This window comes from Caballeronia sp. dw_276, from assembly GCF_018449635.1.
In the GTDB taxonomy this organism is placed as follows: domain Bacteria; phylum Pseudomonadota; class Gammaproteobacteria; order Burkholderiales; family Burkholderiaceae; genus Caballeronia.
Genome location: NZ_JAAVUV010000002.1, coordinates 333,399 through 352,810, shown reverse-complemented (window position 1 = coordinate 352,810; position 19,412 = coordinate 333,399). Strand labels below are relative to the sequence as shown.

Sequence of the window (19,412 nt, the reverse complement as noted above, 5' to 3'; positions counted from 1 at the left end):
ACCGCACCACGACCGGCGGCGAATACGTCGCGTAAATAACTACGGGTTCAACGCTGATTCTTTCCGGCGGCGCGTTGCCGATCGCGGCCCCGTGCAGCGTGTAGCAACCGCCTCACTTGCTCGTATGGTCGTCCGCCATCTGCACGGACTCATCGGGAACGATCGACGTCAAGACGGTGGAAGGCAGATGCTTCACCTCGTTCGGGCCGACCTTGCCCGCAAACTTCCATCCGCCCGGCAGCTTCACGAAGGTGAAGCCTGTCGGCGTGTCTACAAACACAGAGAAGTCTTTCGCTGACGCCACAGCGTCCATCTGAGCGGTGTCGGCAGCTGTATGTGCGATGGCGGCAGAGGAGCCTACGACTAAAGCTGCAGCAATCAAGCCGCGAATTACAGGTTTCATTTTGAACTCCATTTTCGATTCGGGAAGGACGTATGCCTTAAATATGTGTCGATCGATACAAATATTAAAGCGCCAAAATTGACCCGTGTCCAGTTTTTTGTTATGGTCGTTACAAAATAGAAATCACGATCGTGGCTGATCGGGAGACGCGGAGAAATATGATGAATGACTCAGTTGACGCGGCGGCTTCGAGAGGGCGGGGCAGGCCGCGGGCATTTGACCGGCACGTCGCGCTTACGCGCGCGATGGAAACGTTCTGGCTGAAGGGTTTCGACGGCTGCGCGATCAGCGACCTGACTACGGCCATGAACATCAATTCACCCAGTCTCTACGCTGCGTTCGGTAGCAAGGAAGACTTGTTTCGCGAGGCGGTTGACCTCTATGGCGCTCTGGAGGGAGACGCGACCGAGCGCGCGCTGGCTGGACCGCGCAACATTCGCGATGCACTCGGCGCCATGCTCAAGCGTAGTGTCGACATGTTCACGCGTGGTCCGCAACCACGCGGCTGCATGGTGATGCTCGGCGCAATGAACGTGAGCGCGGACCAGAAAAGTCTTCGTACGCTGTTGCACAAGCGCCAGAAGCAGATCCTCGACTTGATCAGGAAGCGCATGGCGATGGCGGTCGATGACGGTGAATTCGCGGCATCGGCAGATATCGACGGATTGTCCATGATGTGCGCGGTTCTGTTCACGGGCCTGGCGGTTCACGCCCACGACGGCGCCAGCCGGGCGAAGCTGAACTCGGCCATCGATGCTTTCCTTGTCACGTTACCGGTACGGGAAGCATCGGTAACGTGACAGTCTCAAGGCCGTGATGCGTTATGCGCGGAGATCGGCAAAGGTGATCGTTTGCGCGCCGCATGCTTCTGAAAACGCGGCGTCGTAACTCGAGAACAACACCACCCGCGTTTCCGCCAGCGTCCTGAACAAGTCGACCAGAACGCCGCGTGCGGGTGCGTCCAGGCCGGCGACAGGCTCATCCGCGATGACCACCTTGACGTCGCCAATGGCGGCAGCCGTCAGGCAAATCTTTTTGCGCGTGCCGAACGACATTTGCTCGAAGCGCTTTTCCAGATGCGGCGTCAGTCCGAAGCGATCCGCAAGCCCGAGCGCGTCATGACCCACGGTCGTGTCCCTCTCGAATGCCACCTGCTCCAGATACGCGCGCCCGGTTAGCATGGAACCTGGCAGGCAGTCATCGGGTATGTACGCAACGGCTGACTTCGCCAGGGCCGGGGCGGCGCGCAGCGAATGCCCGTTGATCCACACATCGCCTTGATCAGCCAGAATCGATCCGGCGAGAATGCCGAGCAAGGTGGTTTTGCCGCTGCCGCTTTCATCGTTTAGCGCGATGCAACCTGTGCCTGCACGATAGTTCAGTCCTTCGAAGATGATGCGGTCGGCGTAGCGTTTGCCAAGGTTCTCGAATCGAAGCATGAGTTGTAGTTTGGAGAATCGCGAAAAGTTGTGGAATGCTGCGTCAGGTTCGCCATCGCGCGGTGAACCTGCTGATAATGCATATTATCGGTACGAAGGCGATCGTGAACGTCGGGTCGTACAGTATTTGTCGGCAACGTGTTCCGCACGCGCCGGCTGGAACGTGAGTAAACGGAGTGGAATCTTGACCAAGGTTTTAAGCCTCGACGGCTCCGAATTCCTGCAGGGAGGGGGCAAGGTCGGGGAGTTGATGCGGTCTCGCCAGTGGGAAAATACGCCGCATGGCGCGCCGCGCACGTGGCCGCAAGCACTGCGGCTGACCGTTGGCATGTGCATCAATTCACCGCTTCTAAGCACGGTGCTGTGGGGACCGCAGTTGTGCATGTTCTACAACGACGCCTACTCGGTGTCGCTTGCCGATCGCCATCCGGCAGCGCTCGGCAAGCCCGTTGCCGAAGTCTGGGACGCGGCGTGGGATGTCGTCGCGCCGGACTTTCACCAGGCCATGCAGGACGGCACGGGATTCGAAAACAAGAACGTCCAGCTCAGGTTCGTGCGCAACGGTGTACTGGAAACCACCTGGTGGGACTTCAGCGCCACGCCCATTCGCGATGAAACCGGCGCGATCGTAGGGCTGTATAACGTCGGCGTTGAAACCACGGCCCAAGTCAGGCTGAATGAAACGCTCGAGCAACGCGTGCTCGAACGCACCGCCGAGCGCGATCGATTGTGGGAATTGACGGACGACCTGCTGGTCAGCGCGGATTACGAGGGTCGCATTTATCGGGCGAGCAATGCGTGGAGCCGCCTGCTCGGTTACACGGAAGAAGAGCTGACGTCGCGCCCGTACGCCGAACTTACGCATCCGGAAGACATTGGCGCGTCCATGGACGCGCTGTTGAAGATGCGTGCGAGCGGTACGCCGGTCCAGTTCCAGAACCGGCTCATAGCGTCGGACGGAACCTTGCGATGGGTCTCCTGGAAGCTCGCGCCCGAGCCGAACAACGAGCGGATGATCGGCACGGGCCGCGACATCACCGAGGAAATGGAGCGCGAGATCGCGCTGCGTGATTCGATGGATTTTGCCCGGCTGGCGTTATCGGCGGTGAGCGGTGTCGGCGCCTGGACGTACGACGTGGCGAGCGACAAGTTTTTCTGCGATGAAGCCATCTCCGAGGTCTACGGGATCGACGCAAAACAGGCGGCGAAGGGCATCAAGCGCGAGTGGTTCCTGGCCAACGTGCATCCGGACGACCTGAAAGCGCTCGGCGCCACCATGTCGGGCGGGTTGTTGCGCTCGGGCGACCTGGAACTCGAATACCGCATCAACCATCCCGATGGATCGGTGCGCTCGGTCCTGTCGCGCGGCCACACGTATTTCGATCTCGACGGCGTGCCCTTGCGGCGAACGGGCATTGGTATCGATATGACGCAGCAGCGCCTGCTCGAGCAACAGCTTCGCCAGAGCCAGAAAATGGAGGCGGTCGGCCAACTGACCGGCGGTCTCGCGCACGACTTCAACAACATGCTGCAGGGCATCCTGGGGCCGCTGGAGCTCATCCAGCGGCTCGTGTCCATGCGGCGCACGGACGGCCTCGATCGTTATTGTTCGATGGCAATGTCGTCGGCGCAGAAAGCTGCGGCGCTGACGCATCGCCTGCTTGCGTTTTCACGCCGACAGCCGCTCGACCCGAAGCCGGTCGACGCCAACGAGCTCGTGGCATCGCTTGAAGACTTGCTTACGCGTACCACCGGCGAGATGGTCGACGTGGTTCTCGCGTTGGACGAGGCGCCGTGCAAGACTATTTGCGACGCCAACCAGCTTGAAAGCGCGTTGCTGAACCTGTCGATCAACGCACGCGACGCCATGCCCGATGGCGGAACATTGACCATCGCCACCTCGCACGAATCGATCGATGAAAGCTACGCCGCCGCGCAGCGCGAGTTGAAGCCAGGCCGGTTTATTTGCATCGCGGTGACCGATTCGGGCGAGGGCATGCCGCCTGATGTCGCGAGGCAAGCCTTCGACCCGTTTTTCACGACCAAACCGCTTGGGCAGGGGACGGGGCTGGGGTTATCGATGGTATATGGTTTTGCCGGCCAGTCCGGCGGGTTCGCGTCCATTTCGAGCCAGCTCGGGCAGGGCACGACGATCCGTCTGTATTTGCCCGAAACCGACCGCGACGACGATTCGGATAACGCCCTCGCCCCATCCGCGCTGCTTCACGAAAGTTCGGGCGAAACCATTCTGGTCGTGGAGGACGAGGATGACGTCCGGAGTTTGCTTGTGGAGGTGTTTTCGGACGCCGGCTACAGCGTTTTGCAGGCAACCGATGGTCCATCCGGGCTCGACATCCTGAGGTCCTCGGTGCGTATCGACCTGCTGGTGTCGGACGTTGGTTTGCCGCGCATGAATGGCCGACAGATGGCCGATGCCGCGAAGCTTTTGCGGCCCCATTTGCGCATCCTTTTCATGACGGGCTATGCGGAAATGGCGGTCGCGCCGGGCGGGTTCCTTGGCGAGGGCATGCAGATGATCACCAAGCCGTTCAGCATCGAGGCGATCGTGAACAGGGTGCAGGGGTTGCTGGGGGCTTGAGCGGGGTTATCTCTTACGCACTCCCCGGCGCCACGGAAGCTCCTGCAATCCCGTGCCGTTTCAACGCATCGGCGACGAACCCCGACGCCTTCATTTCCTCCACAAACGCCGCCAAGAACCTGGCGGCGTCCTCACCACGACTTTTCGGCGTGCCCATGGCCTGCTGAATCACCATGAAGCGTTCATCGAGCAGACGCAGGCCGGATGTTTTTGCGGCATCGGCTTCGAGTTGCTGCTTGACGCCGGCCGCGACCTCGAGATTCTGATCGATGAACGTCTGCACCACCGCGGGTGATGACGGCGCGCGCACGATCTGCGCGGCCTTCAGTTCGCGCGTGAGAAACAGGTCGTACGCGCTGCCTTTGCCAACCACGACGCGGTTCGTTGCCTGGTCCACATCGGCATTCGAACGGATCGGCGAAGCATTGCGCACAAGATAGAACCCCTCGATCAACACATACGGCGCCGTGAACGCGATGTTCGCGCCGCGCACCGGGTCGATGGCAAAAAAGCCGAAATCGGCGCGCTCGTCGGCGACGGCTTCGACTGATTTGCCGGCGGTATCGAATACGACCAGTTCGAGTTCCACGCCCAGCCGCCTGGCGAATTCATGGGCGAGATCAATCGATACACCAAATGGTTTTCCCGTCGATGGGTCCGCGTTGGCAAGGATCGGATTGCCCAGGTTGATGGATGCACGAAGGCGCCCGGCCGGGGTGAAAGCGTCGATTGTCATGGTCGTCAAGGCTCAAGGATATTGCTGATATTGGATAGCGCATCAAATGTGTGGCCGTTTGGGGCGCGGCATCGAAAGCTACCTTATCACCTAGACGAATATCTATCGCCTGCAATCAGCACGACCGCATCGCCGTCCTGGCGGTATCGACTCGCACGCAATATTCCGTTGCCGGCGCTATGCTACCGGTTCCGTTCACCCGTCCAACCGAGGACCCAATCATGAAACAGACACCAGGATCAATGATCAGCTTTAAGCGCCCCGACGGGCAGGAAATCCAGGGGTATCTCGCAAAGCCGCAGAAGCTCGAAGGTGCGCCGGCGATTGTCGTGATCCAGGAATGGTGGGGCTTGAACGACCAGATTCGTGGCGTCGCGGACCGCTACGCGCAGGCCGGCTACATTGCGCTGGTGCCGGATCTGTTTCGCGGCAAGACCACGGTTGAAGAAGCGGAGGCGAATCACTTGCTGACCGAACTCGATTTCGGCGATGCTGCCGGCCAGGACATTCGCGGCGCCGTGCAATATCTGAAGACACAATCCGAGCGCGTGGCTGTGACCGGCTATTGCATGGGCGGCGCGTTGACGCTGCTTGCGCTCAGTAATATTCCGGAGGTATCGGCGGGCGCGGTGTGGTATGGCTTCCCGCCGCTGGAGTACATCGATGCATCGAAAATCAAGGTTCCGGTCCTCGGGCACTGGGCCACGCAGGACGAGTTCTTCCCGGGTGAAACGGTGGATCAGCTCGAAAAGCTGCTCGGCGATGCGAACGTCGATGTCGAGTTTCACCGATACCTCGCGCACCACGCGTTCGCCAATGAAACAGCGGTCGGGCCAGGCCGTATATCGCGAACGCAGTACGATCCCGTCTGGTCGCAAATGGCGTGGGATCGTACGCTGACGTTCTTCGGCAAAACGATGTGGACGCGGAAGTAAAAGCGAGTTCTTTCGGGTAGCTTGTGCGGGCTACCCGAAATGATGCCGAGCTGCCGCCGCCGGGTGTGCTCTCCGCTCAGCCCGGGATTTCAGGCTCGGCCAGCTTAGCCAGTTGAATAAGCGATTCCTGCCAGCCGAGGTAGCACATCTCCTCCGGAATGACCTCGGGTATGCCTGCTTGCACGATGTTGATCTCGGTCCCGCACGAAACCTGCCGCAACGAAATGGTGACGTCCATCTGCCCGGGCAGGTTGGCGTCATCGAACTTGTCCCAGTAGCGAATCTTCTCGAACGGCACGAGTTCGACGTACTCGCCGCCGAACGAATGGCTGCTGCCGGAGCTGAAGTTACGGAAGGACATCTTGAACGTGCCGCCAACGCGCACATCCATGTGGTGGACCTGGCACGTGAATCCATAGGGCGGCAGCCACTTCGCGATCGCATCGGCTTCGAGGAACGCTCTGTAAACGCGTTCAGGTGTGGCGCGCAGGACGCGGTGGAGGTTGACGGTTCCGGTAGCCATGGCGGGTTCACCTTTCACTATAAGTTGGACATACCCCTACGACGATCCGGCATAGCCGGTTTCGACATGTTGGGACGAGCGAAGACCCGTAGGCGTCGACGAATTTTACCCGGGTGCGAACGCGCGCTACGCCAACTGCCGGATATACGCGCACAGCATGCCGCCCACTTCAGCCGACCACCGGTCGACATCGGCTCGTGACTTCGCGTTGATGGAAACGGTCTCCCCGACCTTCGACATGGTTGTAATCAGCACCTCGGCGGCAAGCAAGCGGCGCTCTGCTCCGAGCTTGGGAAGCGCCTCGTCCATGAATGCGACCGCAATACGCATCGCGGCATCTCGTTGTTCCTGGGCTTCCGGCGAATTTCGATAAAGCGGCGCTGCGTCCTCCAGCGCCGTGCGAAACGCCGCTTCCTCATATTCGGTTTCGAAAAACTTTGCCACGGCCGAGCGCAGGCGGTCCAGAGGAGGGCGGGTTTGATCGTTGAGGATGTTTCCTACCAGCGCCCGCGTCCTTGCCCATTCTTCGGTTTGCAGCCGGAAGAGCATCGCCTCCTTGTTCGGGAAGTACTGGTAAAGCGAGCCGACGCTCACGCCAGCCGCTTCCGCGACCCTCGCCGCCGTGAAACGAGGCGCGCCTTCCCGTACCAGAACGCGAACTGCCGCTTCAAGAATGTCCGCTACGAGGCGCGTTGAACGTTCCTGCTGAGGGCGCTTGCGGGCTGATACGACGGGGCTTTGCCGGGTTTTCATGGTTGCGCCTTTGGAACGCGAATAGTAAATGCGACGAATTATTCGTATTCTAGATCTATGCGCAACAACGTCAAATTTCATCAAAAAGGCTCATCCATGAACACACTGACTCAGGCTCCGGTCTCGACCGTGCTGGAACGATTATTTGCCGATGCCGACGCGTCCCAGGCCCTTCTCATGCAACAGATGGGCGCCCTCTCATCCGAGGAACGCGCAGCATTGATGGCGAGCGCGCGATCCGCCGACTATCAAGCTTTCTATACGCGCGCGAAGGCGTTTCATCTCGCGGTTTCGCGCAAGACCGGCGCGTTGCTCTACATGTATGCGCGCATGACAAGGGCGCGCTCAGTTGTTGAGTTCGGGACATCGTTCGGGGTATCGACGTTGCATCTCGCCGCTGCATTGAGGGACAACGGCGGCGGATTGCTGATCAGCGCGGAGTTCGAATCGTCGAAGGTTGCGGCGGCGCGCAGGAATATCGCGGCGGCCGGTTTGAGCGATCTGGTCGAGGTACGCGAAGGCGACGCGCAGGAGACGCTTGCGGGCGGACTGCCGGAAAGCATCGATTTGGTCTTGCTCGATGGCGCCAAGGCGTTGTACCCGGCGGTTCTCTCGCTGCTCGAATCGCGATTGCACGCCGGCTCGGTGCTCGTCGCCGATAACGCCGACTGGAGCCCCGAGTACCTTGAAATCGTGCGATCGAGCGGCAGGTACTTTTCGCAAGCCTTGCACGAAGACGTGGAGGTATCGGTCAGGCTGTAGGTGGGAGCGGTGACGACCCCAACCCCAATAGGTAGTCACGGTCGGCTTCGTCCATCGACTTGAGCCAGTCTTCCTCCGCGCCGGGTTCGGGCAATACGCGCCCGTATTCAACCATCTGCGACGGCGGCAGTTCCGAGATATAGGCCCAGACGTACCTGCGTTCGAGCGCGGTGGTATCGATGATTAACGCCACAATCGATTCCAGCAGTTGCCGTTTTTGCCCGGGCGTTCGTCCGGCGCGAATGTGACCGTGAACGAAGACCTGTTCCGCCTTTAACAGGCCGCCGCCGATGAAGTGGTTGCCCGCAGGGATTTCGTTGAAGATCACCTGGGCGAAGAAACCTTGTGCGCCCGTGGCGCGGCTGTGCGCTTTGGTGATGCCATCGGCAATTTGGTGCTTGAGGTCGTCGTTGAACCGCCCGGTCGCGGTGGACACAATGTAGGTTGGCATTTGAAGCTCCAGTTTTGGGTCGTTGTTCAAGAGACAGCGTCGGCCGGTTGACTGCAGGTGTCGCTGCGTAGATCGATCGAAATTCGTCATGAAGCGGTTCGGCCGCCATTGACGCGCAAAACCTCGCCGGTCATGAAACTCGCTTTATCGGACGATACAAACTGTATGGCGTCAGCAATTTCATCCGGCGTTCCTGCCCGCTTGAGCGGCACGGCGGCAAGAAAAGCGGCCTTGCGCTCCGCGTTCACGGTAAGCCGATCGAGCATGGCGGTCTCCACCGGACCAGGCGCGACCGCGTTGACGCGCACGCCGAATGCGGCCGCTTCGAGCGCCGCCGATTTGGTGAGGCCCTCGACCGCGTGCTTGCTCGCCACATATAACGATGCGTTCGCGGCGCCGCGCGCACCCATCGTGGAAGAGATATTCACGATGCTGCCGCCGCCCTGCGCCGACATCACGCGCAGTTCGTGTTTCATGGCGAGCAGGGTGCCGAGCACGTTGGTATCGAAGACGGCCGCGTAGCGTTCCGGCGTCAGTTCCATCACCGGCGCCGATTCACCTTCCGAACCAGCGGAGTTGACGGCGATGTCCAGCCGGCCGAAACGCTCGACCGTGCCGTCCACCAGCTTTCGAACGTCTTCTTCAATGCGGACATCGGCCTGAATGAATTGCGCTTCTGCACCGAGCGCGACGAGTTCCGCGGCGAGCGTGCGGCCTTCTTCAGCCCTGCGGCCCGAGACAACAACGCGTGCTTTGTCGCGCGCGAACGCGAAGGCCGCCGCGCGGCCAATGCCGCTCAATGCGCCGGTGATGAGTACAACGGGATTGCTGGACATTTGCCTCTCCTCATATGGGCTGTGTTTCAAACGGTCACCACGATCTTCCCGAACTGGCCATTGGTTTCCAGATAGCGATGCGCGTCGACCATCTCATCGAACGTGAAAGTACGATCGATGACCGGCTTGAGCGCGCCGCTCTCGAAGCCCTTCAGCACATAGTCGACGGCCGTTTTCCTGCGGGTTTCATCGCCGCTCGTCAGCCAGATGTTGTGCGCCTTCACGGTCAACACCTTCGCGATCATTTCGAGCACGGGCAGCGGCGTGACGTCCTCGCTGAGCGCGCCGTAGATGTAAGCGATACCCCCAAACGACAACGCCGATATCAGCTTTGCGAAGTTCGGGCCGCCAACGGGATCGAAGGCGACGCGCGCGCCTTTGCCTTCGGTGATGCGCATGATTTCATCGAGCAGACTGCTTTCGTCGGTGACGATCACATGCGCCGCGCCTGCGTCGAGCAATTGCTGTTTCTTCTCGGCGGTACGCGTGAGGGCAATGGATGTCGCGCCCGCGTAGTTGGCGATCTGGATTGCCGCGAGTCCCACGCTGCTAGACGCCGCGGGCACGATCACAAAATCGCCCTTGGTCACCTTCGCATCTTCGACCAGCGCGCCATACGCCGTGACGAACATCATCCACACCGACGCCGCCTCGCCGAACGAAAGCGACTCCGGATGCTTCACGACCGCGTAGTCGGGCGCGATGATCGTCTCGCCGTAGGTGAAGTACTGGTTCATCGAAAACGATGGGATCACGTTCACCTTGTCGCCGGGCGCGAAACCTGAGACGTTGCTGCCGACCACGTCCACGATGCCGGCTGCCTCATAGCCGAGACCCGCCGGAAACTTGACCGGCTCGATATAAGCGTCGAGGCGCCACATCGATTCCGCGCGATTAAGGCCGATTGCTTTTACGTTGATGCGGACTTCGTTGGGGCCGGGCGCGGGGACATCGATATCGATGAATTCGAGCACTTCGGGACCACCGGCTTTTGCAAACTTGACTGTGCGTGACATGAAATTCTCCAGAAGAAATGGATGAAGCAGTGCGACTTCTACAGTAGGCAATTCAGCGGGATGCTGCTTGCCTGGCGTGCCGCCGAATCGGATTAGAGCTTCGAGCCGCCGTCCACATGCAAGGTCTCGCCCGTCACCCAGCGCGCGGTATCGGAGGCAAGAAATGCAACCGCGCCTGCAATGTCGTCGGGCTGCGCGACGCGTTTGAGCGCCTGCATGCCGGTCGCGGCGTTGCGGCCTTCTTCGGTCTTGGTGAAGCTCGACATTTCGGTGGCGACCACGCCCGGCGCAACCGCGTTCACACGAATACCGCGCTCACCAAGCGCCGATGCGAAATGCTTGACGAGGGTATCGACTGCGCCTTTCGTGGATGCATACGCGGACAGCTTGCCGACCACCGCATGCGCTGCAAGCGACGACAACAGCACCACGCTGCTGCCCTTGCGCATGACCGGCAGCAGTTGCTGCACAAGAAAGTAGGGCGCGCGGACGTTCACGGCGAAGAGGTCGTCGAAGTCCTCGATGGTCGTTTCCTCGATGCTCGCCGCCTTCGAGACGCCCGCATTCGCCACCAGAATATCCAGACGATGCCCCACCACCGCGCGTACTTCTTTTGCGAGCGCATGCGGACCGTCGGCATTGCGAAGGTTGGCGGCGACTTTCTGCGCATTGCCGCCGGCTGCGCGAATTTCCGCGACGACGGTATCCGCTTCTTTTTCGCCGCTGCTGTAGTGCACCAGCACTTGCGCGCCTTCCTTGGCGAGCGCGAGCGCGGTGGCGCGTCCGATGCCGCGTGAAGCGCCCGTGACGAGCGCCGTCTTTCCGGTGAGATTGGTCACGATGTTTTCTCCGATATAGGTATGAGGCATGGCGCTGGTCAGCGGCAGAGAGTCGCTGCGTCGCGGCCTGATGCGTAATTTAGGCGCCTCTTGCACAAAGTAAAAAGACTTTGTAGGCTGGCGGGCATGCCTGAAAAGCATGGGAAAACCGAAGAGGGCGCATGGAGCTTCGACATTTGCGGTATTTCATAGCGGTCGCCGAGACTGGCAGCCTGACTGTTGCGGCCGAAAAGCGGCTGCACACGTCGCAACCGTCGCTGAGCCGTCAGATTCGGGACCTCGAAGACGAAGTCGGCGCGGCGCTCTTCAGCCGAAGTGCCCGGGGCGTCGAGCTCACCGCAGCGGGAAAGGCGTTTCTGGACCACGTGCGGCTCGCCTTATCGCAAGTCGATGCCGCCACGGAAGCTGCACGCCGCGCCGCGCGGCCGGCAAAACAGGTCTTCGCGCTTGGCTTTCTGACCGGCCAGGAAATGACCTGGTTGCCGCGCGCCATGCAGGTTCTGCGCGACGAGTTGCCGAATATCGATGTCACCGTGTCAAGCCACTATTCGCCCGATCTCGCCGATGCCCTCGCGCGCGGCAAGCTCGACCTGGCGTTCCTGCGGGCGGAGCCGGGTTTCGATCTGGACTATCGCGTGGTCAGCCGTGAAAAGCTGATCACGCTGATGCCGAGCGATCACCCGCTCACGGCGCGCTCGGCAATACGGCCGGAGGATTTCATCGGCGAGACGTTCATCCTGGCGACGAACAAGGCAACCGTGCTCCACGATGTCATCGTGCAATATCTGCGGGAGAACGATCTGGACATCACGCCCGAGCACGGCGTGGACAACCTCGCCATGGCGATGTCGCTCGTGGCGTCCACAAGAGGGCTTGCGCTGATGCCGGAGTATGCGAACAACCTGCTGCCGTGGTCGGTTGTCAGCCGGCCGCTGGAAGGCGACGCGCCGACAGTGGATCTCGTGATCGGCTACAGCAAGTCGAACGCTTCGCCGGTGCTGAAGATGTTTCTTGCGAGGGCGCAGGAGTTGATTGCGCCCGGGGTTTGAGCGCTAAAGCTGTGAAGCAGGCTATGAAGCCAGCTATGAAGCAGGCTGTGAAGCCGGCTGTGCTTCCGGAAACTTCCACTGACCGTTCAACACTTCCGCTTTCGGCCGATACAACCTGATCATGTAGTTCCATCCGGGCGTGGTCGGCAGGCAATTGACCGTTTTGCCGTCGCAGCCGCCGAACTGGACCTTGATCGAACCGTCCGCGTCTTTCTTCGCGGTGAGGTTGTTGAGCGTGTATGCCCCTTGTTTGTTGGGCTCGTAATAGCCTTTTGCGTTGTACACGCTGACAGACCAGAAGCCATCCACGGGTACATCGTTCGCACGAAGCGTGTAGATGGTTTTGCCGTCGTTCTTGGCCGGTGTCATGTTGAGATAGGTTGCATCCTTGTCCGGATTTCCGCCCCACGCGGCAGCGGCGCCAATCAACCGGCGCACCGGATCGACTTCTTCTTTGGTCCCGAATGCGCCCCGGAAATCCGGGATTGTGGAAGCGAGCACCAGCAGCGCATCGCGCACTTTCTTCTGGCTGACGGGGTCCCACTTCGGAATTTCCAGTTGACCGGGCGCCGCCTGACTGACCGTGATGCTGTCCTGCAACGCCTGAACCTCCTTGATGTCTTCCTGGCTCGCGGGATCGACCAGGGTGCGTATGGCGGTGACCACATAACGCGTGCCGACGTTTTCGCGAGTCAGCGTATGAACGCCCGCGCCATAAAACACATTCGGAACGTAGTGGTCTTCGCTGATGACCTGCAACGCCATGAAACGCTTGCCCGGATCAGGCATGGTGACGGTGACGGGCCCGGCATCGAGATCAAAAACGCCCGATGAATAAAGCGTGTCGCGATTGAGTCGTATCACGGTCTGGTGTTCAATCGACGCAGGTTCACGCCGATGCAAAAGCTTCCCCATGCCTCCCTGCTTGGCCAACGCGGCGACGTAGGTGTCGGATTCGGCACGAATGAAGTTGTCGACGGTGACGGGAACCGTGGTGGTCTGTGCGTTGGCCGCGCTGGACAGTGCGCCCGATAATCCAATGGCGGCCGATACAACATACGTGCAAGTCAATGCGGGTTTCACAATGGGTTCCTTCGAATCGTGGGATGGTGCCCGAACGGCGCGGCGAGCCGCGCGGTGGCGTTTGATCCGACCGATATCGGAAAGACGACGCTAGCACAACCCCTCTTCGCGGAACCCCATGATCAGCCGGGCTCCGGCACCTCCCGTGACCACGGTGAAAGACCGGAATAAGTAATATAATCAACAGGAAAGCTTCAAAGAACGGCCGCATCAGCCCGCCTCTGGCTCGGCTTGTTGCAACCATTTTTGACAATCGCAAAACCGCTCACGAGGGGCCTGTTTAATCCATGGGGAGTTCTTCCGGCGCTTACAACGACCGCGACGCTTACGACAATAGCGACGACGAGACGTTGACATCGGTGACCATCGCGGAAAATTCGGACGCGACCGGCCACTCGATCAAGCCGCCACGGAATGTTTCGCCATCCTCTGTAGCGTGGATTCCGCCCGGGCAAACGGTCGAAATTGGCGATGTGTCCATTTCGGGCGGCATGTTCTATATCGGCGATGTCCATCGCTCATCGCCCCGGTCAATCGAAGCGTGCGTGATCGACCCGCGCGCGGATCTGGCCGATATGGGCGCGAATCCAGTCACGGCGCTTGGTTCCAAGGAACTGAGCTACGGCACACTGACCGGCGAACAACGGCGGACTTATCTGGAATGGCTCGGCTCGGACCGCAAGAAATCCGAGATCCACACCGGCTATCTGTTTTTCTACCTTTACGGTCTTGAGCGGCGGGTTCTGGTGGACGGCGCGGCAGGAAAGGTGAGCGAAAGCGAGTTCGCAGACATTGCGCGCGAATTGCGTCGTTTGCTGAATATCGATGCCAATTATTCATGGCAAAAGCATCTGCGTAACTTGCTGGAATCGGTCGGCCTGATGTCGTCACGAAACGGCAAGATGTACGACAAACCCGCGCCGCGCGGCATGGCGATCGGCTATCAGGTTCCCATGGACGTGCGCGTCGCGTTCGCACAAGCCGCGGTCGACAAACATCCGGTCCCCGCCGACTGGGCGCTCGCCTGGGCGAAGATGGACCCGCTGCTCGTGCGCCGCGCGGCCGTGACGCGTTGCCCGGAAGAGTTCGACAAAGTGTTCGTGCGCAAATATGCCGAGCGTTTCAAGAACGGCATGTTGCTTTCGGTGAATCGTACGACGCTCGAAGTCCGCCCTGATCCGGCATTCAGCGCGCTCAAAAATCTGCCGGTGCCGGGCTTCCTCGTCGGCTTGCCGGATATCGGCGCGATCAACGGGCCGCGCGGGCGGCTGCAGTCGCTGATGAACGAATCGGCGAGCGCGCTCGACTCGTATAGCCGTTATCTGGGCAGATTCCCGGGCGCAGCGGGCACGCTCGATGCAACGTTGATGCTGCCCATTGAATTGTGGCCCGACGCCATGCAGCAGGCGCTCGATGCGCTCAAGGAGGAACTTGCGCAAGAGGAGATCCGCGTTTCGACGTTCGGCGAAATCCTCGGGCGATTCAAGTTCACTGGGAACGTGACGCGGGACAAGATGACCGCGTTTTGCACGGTGTTATCGAAGAGCGGAATTGCTATTGAACCGGATGTCAGGCTTGGCGCCCGCACGCCGAAACCGGGCGACTCGCTGGCGCTGTTCGCTACATCGGCAAGCGTGGACGTTCCTCCAGCCGATGACGCATATTCGGTCGCAACGGTCATGATCGATCTCGCTGCAACAGTGGCCGTGGCCGACGGCAATGCATCGGATGCCGGAATTTCCGTGATCGAGACACAGGTCGATATATGGCCGCAGTTTTCGGAAGAACTCAAGCTGCGGTTGAAAGCGCGTAGTCGCGTGCAGTTCGCGCAGCGCGTGTCCATCGCGGGATTCAGGAAAAGGATCGAAGCGCTGGCAAGTGAAGCACGGCAGGACCTGGCTTTGCTGCTCGTGCAAGTCGCAAACGCGGATGGCGTGGTGTCGCGGGAAAAAGTAAAGGCGCTGGAAAAGGTGTATCGGATGATGGACATCGATACCCAGCGTCTTTACAGCGCGCTTCATCGGGATGCGGGGATCGCAAAACCCGCGGCGAGCTTCACGCTCGATCCGGCGCGTATTGCCGCGTTGAAGCACGAGACGGCGCGGGTATCGGCGATTCTTGCCGATGTGTTCATTGAAGAGCCGCACGTCGCGCTGGCCGCGACGGCCGCACCAGCAGCGCCCGAGCCTGAACAAGCGCCGCTGATAGGTCTCGACGGCGCCCACTCGAACTTCCTGCGCCTGCTGGTCACGCGTGTTTCGTGGACGCGCGCCGAGCTGGAGGAAGCGGCAACGAAGCTTGACTTGATGCTCGATGGCGCCATGGAACAAGTGAACGAGGCTGCGCTCGACATCTGGGACGAGCCGCTCACGGACGGGGACGACCCTGTCGAAATCAATCAGGAATTAGCTCAAAGGCTGGCTGCATGACAACGATTCGCCCAAGGGACCGCGATGCGGTCCTGCAATCCCTTCGCGCCGGCGTCGTGCCGCGCATCGGGCAACATCTGATCCAGGTCGGCCGCGCGAGGGAACTCGACGCGCTGATGAAGGACATCGAACGCGTGGCCGATGGCGGCTCGAGTTTTCGTATCGTCGTGGGCGAATATGGCGCGGGCAAGACGTTCTTCCTGAACCTTGTGCGCGCGATCGCACTGGAAAAGAAACTCGTGACCGTGCACGCCGACCTGAACCCGGACCGCCGTTTGCACGCCTCCGGCGGCCAGGCGCGCTCGTTGTACGCGGAGCTGGTCAAGAACATGTCCACGCGCACGAAGCCCGACGGCGGCGCGCTTGCGGGTGTGGTCGAGAAGTTCATCGGACAGGCGAAGACCGAGGCGAAGGCATCGGGCAGAACCAGCGAAGAAGTGATCCGCGCGCAGTTGAGCCAGTTGACTGAGATGGTGAACGGCTACGATTTCGCGGATGTCATCGCGGCGTATTGCCGAGGCTTCGAGGAAGGCAACGAGCAACTCAAAAGCGACGCCGTCCGCTGGCTGCGCGGCGAATTCTCCACACGCACCGACGCCCGCGTGGCGCTGGGTGTGCGCACTATCGTCGACGATGCAACTATCTACGACCAGTTGAAGCTGCTCGGGCGTTTTGTGCGCATGGCGGGTTACAGCGGCCTGATGGTGTGTCTCGATGAGCTCGTGAACCTCTACAAGCTTTCGAACGTTTCCGCGCGCAACTCGAACTACGAGCAGATCCTGCGCATCCTGAACGACTCATTGCAGGGTACGGCCGTTGGTCTGGGTTTCGTGCTTGGCGGCACGCCCGAATTCCTGCTCGATACAAAACGCGGTCTCTACAGCTATCCGGCGCTGCAGTCGCGTCTTGCCGAAAACGCTTTTGCGACTAACGGTCTGGTCGACTACAGCGGACCTGTTATCCGGCTCGCCAGCCTTACGCCAGAAGACTTCTACGTGCTGCTCGACAAGATCCGGATTGTCTACGCATTCGGAGATGCCGCGAAAGCGCTCGTACCCGAAGAAGCCATCCCCGCATTCATGGCCCATTGCGCGGCGCGTCTTGGCGAGGCGTATTTCCGCACGCCGCGCACCACCATCACAGCGTTCATCAATTTCCTCGCCGTGCTTGAACAGAATCCCGGCCGCGACTGGCGCGAGCTGATCGACGCGTTGACCATCGAGCGCGACGACGGCGGCAGCGCGTCCAACGTTCCCGCTTCACCCACCGACGGTGACGATGAACTCGCCAGCTTCCGGCTCGACTGATTCCCGAAGTTTCGACCTGCTCGACGAACGCATCCGCCGATGGATCTGGCAGGAAGGCTGGACCGAGTTGCGCGATGCGCAGGAGCGCTCGGTTCCCGCGTTGATCGATGCGGATCGCGACGTGATCATCGCCGCGGCCACGGCGGCGGGTAAAACCGAGGCGGCGTTTTTCCCAATCCTCTCGAACCTGCTGCGCGATGAACCCGTCGCCGGCAGCGTGCTTTACATCAGTCCCTTGAAGGCATTGATCAACGATCAATGGTCGCGCCTCGAAGGCTTGTGCGAGACGCTGGAGATCCCGGTTGTCGGCTGGCATGGCGATGTATCGGCGAGCCGCAAGCAGCGCTTTCTCAAGAAGCCATCGGGCGTCTTGCTCATCACGCCCGAATCGCTCGAAGCAATGTTCGTCACGCGCGGATCTTCGCTTGCAACAACCTTCGGTTCCCTTCGATACATCGTCGTAGATGAATTGCATGCGTTCATTGGCTCGGAGCGCGGCATGCAATTGCAATCGCTGCTTAAACGAGTCGATCGCGTATGCGGGCGGTTCGTGCCGCGCGTGGGGTTATCGGCGACGCTCGGCGATATGCAACTGGCTGCGCAGTTTCTGCGGCCGAAGGCGGAGAGGCCGGTTGAGATCATCGAATCGAAGGGAAGTTTGCGGGAGATACGGCTCATCATCAAAGGCTTCGTGCAGACGCCGGCGCGCGTTGAAACGCAACCTGATATCCGCAGCCCGCAACTCGAAGACGCCGTACCCGGCAGCACGCTCGAAATTGCCAACCAGATGTACCTCGCCTTGCGCGGCGCGAACAATCTCGTCTTTCCGAACAGCCGTCGGCAAGTCGAGCTTTACGCCGACCTGTTGCGCCGCGCGTGCGAACGCGATGGTCATCCGAACGAGTTCTGGCCGCATCACGGCAGTCTCTCGAAGGAGCTGCGCGAGGATGCGGAAAACGCTTTGCGTTCGGGCGATCGGCCGGCGACGGCGGTGTGTACATCGACACTGGAATTGGGCATCGATATTGGCGCGGTGAAAAGTGTCGCTCAGGTCGGACCGCCGCCGTCGGTGGCTGCGTTGATGCAGCGGCTCGGGCGCTCGGGACGGCGTCACGGCGAGCCTGCGATCCTGCGCAGCTATTGCGTGGAGGCGGAGCTTCACGCGCATTCCGGTTTCTCCGATCGCATCCGCGAAGGACTCGTGCAATCGATAGCCGGCGTTTTCCTGTTGCAGAAGAAATGGGTGGAACCCCCGAGGGCGCGTGGGTTGCATGCATCGACTTTTGTGCAGCAAATCATGTCAGTGATCGCGGAACGCGGCGGCGCGACGGCGACCGGCTTGTGGGAGACGCTGGTCGAAAACGGTCCCTTCGACATGATCGATAAACCCACGTTCGCCGCCATCCTGCGCAGCCTCGGCAAGGCCGATCTGATCGTGCAGGAGAAAAGCGGCTTGCTGCTCCATGGCGTGCGCGGCGAGAAGCTCGTTAATCACTACGAGTTCTACGCATCGTTTTCAAGCGACGACGAATTTCGCATCGTTGCTGGAAGCAAGCAGCTGGGGTCGCTGCCCGTCGCGCGTCCGCTGATTCCGGGGCAGGGGATCATTTTCGGCGGTCAGCGCTGGCGGGTGCTGGAAGTCGATCCTGAGAGGAAGACGGTGTTTGTATCGGCGGATCGGGGCGGCGCGCCGCCTGTCTTCGATGGCGCCAGCGCCATGGTCCACGACGAAGTTCGCCGCGAGATGAAACGCGTTCTAGCGGATGACCAGCCGGTTGTTTTCATCGATACAAAAGCGGCGAAGCTTTTGGAAGAAGGGCGTAAGTATTTCGCCGCGGCCGATCTTGCGAACAAGTCGATGTTCGGCGAGGGCAATCATGTGATGCTCGCGACGTGGGCGGGTGATTGGGTGAACGATGCGTTGGTCGTTTTGCTGCGCGCCGAAAATCTTGATGCCTGGAATCAGGGCGCGGTTGTGAGCATTACCGGGTCGAAGTTCGAGACGGTGATGAGCGTGTTGCAGAAGATCGGCACGCGGTCGGCTTCGGATTTAACGCGCGCGTTGAGCGTGGTTCAGAACGTTGAGAATGAGAAATGGGACTGGGCCCTTCCCGACGATGTCAAACGCGCGGCTTTCGCTTCGTTGAGGCTGGATATGCAGGGCGGGGTGGAGGTGGCGAGGCGATTGGTGGCGGAGAATCAGGGGCGGTTATAGCCATGCTTTGTTAGCCGAGGTTGTCCACAGAAATTGT

General features: G+C 60.5%; 18 protein-coding genes. 8 read left to right on the top strand and 10 right to left on the bottom strand.

The features are described from left to right. Positions 1-112: 112 nt before the first annotated feature. On the bottom strand, positions 113-403 hold the full coding sequence (locus HB633_RS04560) for a hypothetical protein (RefSeq protein ID WP_213776871.1): 291 nt from the start codon (positions 401-403) through the stop codon (positions 113-115). 161 nt (positions 404-564) lie between these two features. Here HB633_RS04560 and HB633_RS04555 point away from each other — a divergent pair, with 161 nt between their 5' ends. Next, positions 565-1,203, top strand: a complete 639-nt coding sequence (locus HB633_RS04555) for a TetR/AcrR family transcriptional regulator (RefSeq protein ID WP_213776870.1) — start codon at positions 565-567, stop codon at positions 1,201-1,203. Positions 1,204-1,224: 21 nt separating this feature from the next. On the opposite strand, the gene HB633_RS04550 is transcribed toward HB633_RS04555, so the two are convergent. Continuing rightward, complete coding sequence (locus tag HB633_RS04550; RefSeq protein WP_213776869.1) at positions 1,225-1,842, bottom strand: ATP-binding cassette domain-containing protein; 618 nt, start codon at positions 1,840-1,842, stop codon at positions 1,225-1,227. A gap of 184 nt (positions 1,843-2,026) precedes the next feature. On the opposite strand from HB633_RS04550, the gene HB633_RS04545 reads away from it, so the two are divergent. Beyond that, the gene (locus HB633_RS04545; protein WP_213776868.1) at positions 2,027-4,441 is read left to right on the top strand and encodes a PAS domain-containing protein; all 2,415 of its coding nucleotides are present in this window, start codon (positions 2,027-2,029) and stop codon (positions 4,439-4,441) included. A 13-nt stretch (positions 4,442-4,454) separates the two neighbouring features. On the opposite strand, the gene HB633_RS04540 is transcribed toward HB633_RS04545, so the two are convergent. After that, positions 4,455-5,177: an ABC transporter substrate-binding protein gene (locus HB633_RS04540; protein WP_213776867.1), complete on the bottom strand. Its 723-nt coding sequence runs from the start codon at positions 5,175-5,177 to the stop codon at positions 4,455-4,457. Positions 5,178-5,398: 221 nt separating this feature from the next. Between HB633_RS04540 and HB633_RS04535 the strand changes: the two genes are divergently transcribed. Then, positions 5,399-6,112, top strand: coding sequence for a dienelactone hydrolase family protein (locus HB633_RS04535; protein WP_213776866.1), 714 nt, complete (start codon positions 5,399-5,401; stop codon positions 6,110-6,112). Positions 6,113-6,188: 76 nt separating this feature from the next. Here HB633_RS04535 and HB633_RS04530 read toward each other — a convergent pair whose 3' ends face one another. Together HB633_RS04530 and HB633_RS04525 are read right to left on the bottom strand one after the other, a co-directional pair. Then, a complete protein-coding gene (locus tag HB633_RS04530) occupies positions 6,189-6,635 on the bottom strand; it encodes an SRPBCC family protein (protein WP_213776865.1) in 447 nt (148 codons plus the stop codon). Between the two features lie 126 nt (positions 6,636-6,761). Then, positions 6,762-7,388, bottom strand: a complete 627-nt coding sequence (locus HB633_RS04525; RefSeq protein WP_213776864.1) for a TetR family transcriptional regulator — start codon at positions 7,386-7,388, stop codon at positions 6,762-6,764. 96 nt (positions 7,389-7,484) lie between these two features. On the opposite strand from HB633_RS04525, the gene HB633_RS04520 reads away from it, so the two are divergent. Next, positions 7,485-8,150 carry a class I SAM-dependent methyltransferase gene (locus HB633_RS04520; protein WP_213776863.1) on the top strand — a complete coding sequence of 222 codons (666 nt, stop codon included), beginning with the start codon at positions 7,485-7,487 and terminating at the stop codon, positions 8,148-8,150. Here the strand turns inward: HB633_RS04520 and HB633_RS04515 are convergent. The 4 genes from HB633_RS04515 to HB633_RS04500 form a co-directional block, all read right to left on the bottom strand. Then, a complete protein-coding gene (locus HB633_RS04515; protein WP_213776862.1) occupies positions 8,140-8,601 on the bottom strand; it encodes a tautomerase family protein in 462 nt (153 codons plus the stop codon). The two genes, HB633_RS04520 and HB633_RS04515, sit on opposite strands and share 11 nt — an antisense overlap. 86 nt (positions 8,602-8,687) lie before the next feature. After that, on the bottom strand, positions 8,688-9,437 hold the full coding sequence (locus HB633_RS04510; RefSeq protein WP_213776861.1) for a glucose 1-dehydrogenase: 750 nt from the start codon (positions 9,435-9,437) through the stop codon (positions 8,688-8,690). A 26-nt stretch (positions 9,438-9,463) separates the two neighbouring features. Beyond that, complete coding sequence (locus HB633_RS04505) at positions 9,464-10,453, bottom strand: zinc-dependent alcohol dehydrogenase family protein (RefSeq protein ID WP_213776860.1); 990 nt, start codon at positions 10,451-10,453, stop codon at positions 9,464-9,466. Positions 10,454-10,545: 92 nt separating this feature from the next. Continuing rightward, the gene (locus tag HB633_RS04500; RefSeq protein WP_213776859.1) at positions 10,546-11,292 is read right to left on the bottom strand and encodes a glucose 1-dehydrogenase; all 747 of its coding nucleotides are present in this window, start codon (positions 11,290-11,292) and stop codon (positions 10,546-10,548) included. Between the two features lie 161 nt (positions 11,293-11,453). On the opposite strand from HB633_RS04500, the gene HB633_RS04495 reads away from it, so the two are divergent. Beyond that, positions 11,454-12,341 (top strand): LysR family transcriptional regulator, encoded by an 888-nt coding sequence (locus HB633_RS04495; protein WP_213776858.1) that lies wholly within the window; start codon positions 11,454-11,456, stop codon positions 12,339-12,341. 33 nt (positions 12,342-12,374) lie between these two features. Here the strand turns inward: HB633_RS04495 and HB633_RS04490 are convergent, their stop codons facing one another. Then, positions 12,375-13,382, bottom strand: coding sequence for a DUF1214 domain-containing protein (locus tag HB633_RS04490; RefSeq protein ID WP_346730274.1), 1,008 nt, complete (start codon positions 13,380-13,382; stop codon positions 12,375-12,377). A gap of 329 nt (positions 13,383-13,711) precedes the next feature. Between HB633_RS04490 and HB633_RS04485 the strand changes: the two genes are divergently transcribed. Genes HB633_RS04485 through HB633_RS04475 form a run of 3 tightly spaced genes read left to right on the top strand, consistent with a single transcriptional unit; the run spans position 13,712 to position 19,375 of the window. Continuing rightward, positions 13,712-15,853 carry a TerB N-terminal domain-containing protein gene (locus tag HB633_RS04485; RefSeq protein WP_213776857.1) on the top strand — a complete coding sequence of 714 codons (2,142 nt, stop codon included), beginning with the start codon at positions 13,712-13,714 and terminating at the stop codon, positions 15,851-15,853. Next, positions 15,850-17,160 (top strand): ATP-binding protein, encoded by a 1,311-nt coding sequence (locus HB633_RS04480; RefSeq protein WP_213776856.1) that lies wholly within the window; start codon positions 15,850-15,852, stop codon positions 17,158-17,160. The genes HB633_RS04485 and HB633_RS04480 overlap by 4 nt, the downstream gene beginning before the upstream one ends. Continuing rightward, positions 17,132-19,375, top strand: a complete 2,244-nt coding sequence (locus HB633_RS04475) for a DEAD/DEAH box helicase (RefSeq protein ID WP_213776855.1) — start codon at positions 17,132-17,134, stop codon at positions 19,373-19,375. The genes HB633_RS04480 and HB633_RS04475 overlap by 29 nt, the downstream gene beginning before the upstream one ends. Positions 19,376-19,412 lie beyond the last annotated feature (37 nt).

What these genes read in the sequence shown, in the direction of transcription:
- HB633_RS04560 (WP_213776871.1), bottom strand. Translation starts at nt 403, where the DNA reads ATGAAACCTGTAATTCGCGGCTTGATTGCTGCAGCTTTAGTCGTAGGC.
- HB633_RS04555 (WP_213776870.1), top strand. Translation starts at nt 565, where the DNA reads ATGAATGACTCAGTTGACGCGGCGGCTTCGAGAGGGCGGGGCAGGCCG.
- HB633_RS04550 (WP_213776869.1), bottom strand. Translation starts at nt 1,842, where the DNA reads ATGCTTCGATTCGAGAACCTTGGCAAACGCTACGCCGACCGCATCATC.
- HB633_RS04540 (WP_213776867.1), bottom strand. Translation starts at nt 5,177, where the DNA reads ATGACAATCGACGCTTTCACCCCGGCCGGGCGCCTTCGTGCATCCATC.
- HB633_RS04535 (WP_213776866.1), top strand. Translation starts at nt 5,399, where the DNA reads ATGAAACAGACACCAGGATCAATGATCAGCTTTAAGCGCCCCGACGGG.
- HB633_RS04530 (WP_213776865.1), bottom strand. Translation starts at nt 6,635, where the DNA reads ATGGCTACCGGAACCGTCAACCTCCACCGCGTCCTGCGCGCCACACCT.
- HB633_RS04525 (WP_213776864.1), bottom strand. Translation starts at nt 7,388, where the DNA reads ATGAAAACCCGGCAAAGCCCCGTCGTATCAGCCCGCAAGCGCCCTCAG.
- HB633_RS04520 (WP_213776863.1), top strand. Translation starts at nt 7,485, where the DNA reads ATGAACACACTGACTCAGGCTCCGGTCTCGACCGTGCTGGAACGATTA.
- HB633_RS04515 (WP_213776862.1), bottom strand. Translation starts at nt 8,601, where the DNA reads ATGCCAACCTACATTGTGTCCACCGCGACCGGGCGGTTCAACGACGAC.
- HB633_RS04510 (WP_213776861.1), bottom strand. Translation starts at nt 9,437, where the DNA reads ATGTCCAGCAATCCCGTTGTACTCATCACCGGCGCATTGAGCGGCATT.
- HB633_RS04505 (WP_213776860.1), bottom strand. Translation starts at nt 10,453, where the DNA reads ATGTCACGCACAGTCAAGTTTGCAAAAGCCGGTGGTCCCGAAGTGCTC.
- HB633_RS04495 (WP_213776858.1), top strand. Translation starts at nt 11,454, where the DNA reads ATGGAGCTTCGACATTTGCGGTATTTCATAGCGGTCGCCGAGACTGGC.
- HB633_RS04485 (WP_213776857.1), top strand. Translation starts at nt 13,712, where the DNA reads ATGGGGAGTTCTTCCGGCGCTTACAACGACCGCGACGCTTACGACAAT.
- HB633_RS04480 (WP_213776856.1), top strand. Translation starts at nt 15,850, where the DNA reads ATGACAACGATTCGCCCAAGGGACCGCGATGCGGTCCTGCAATCCCTT.
- HB633_RS04475 (WP_213776855.1), top strand. Translation starts at nt 17,132, where the DNA reads ATGAACTCGCCAGCTTCCGGCTCGACTGATTCCCGAAGTTTCGACCTG.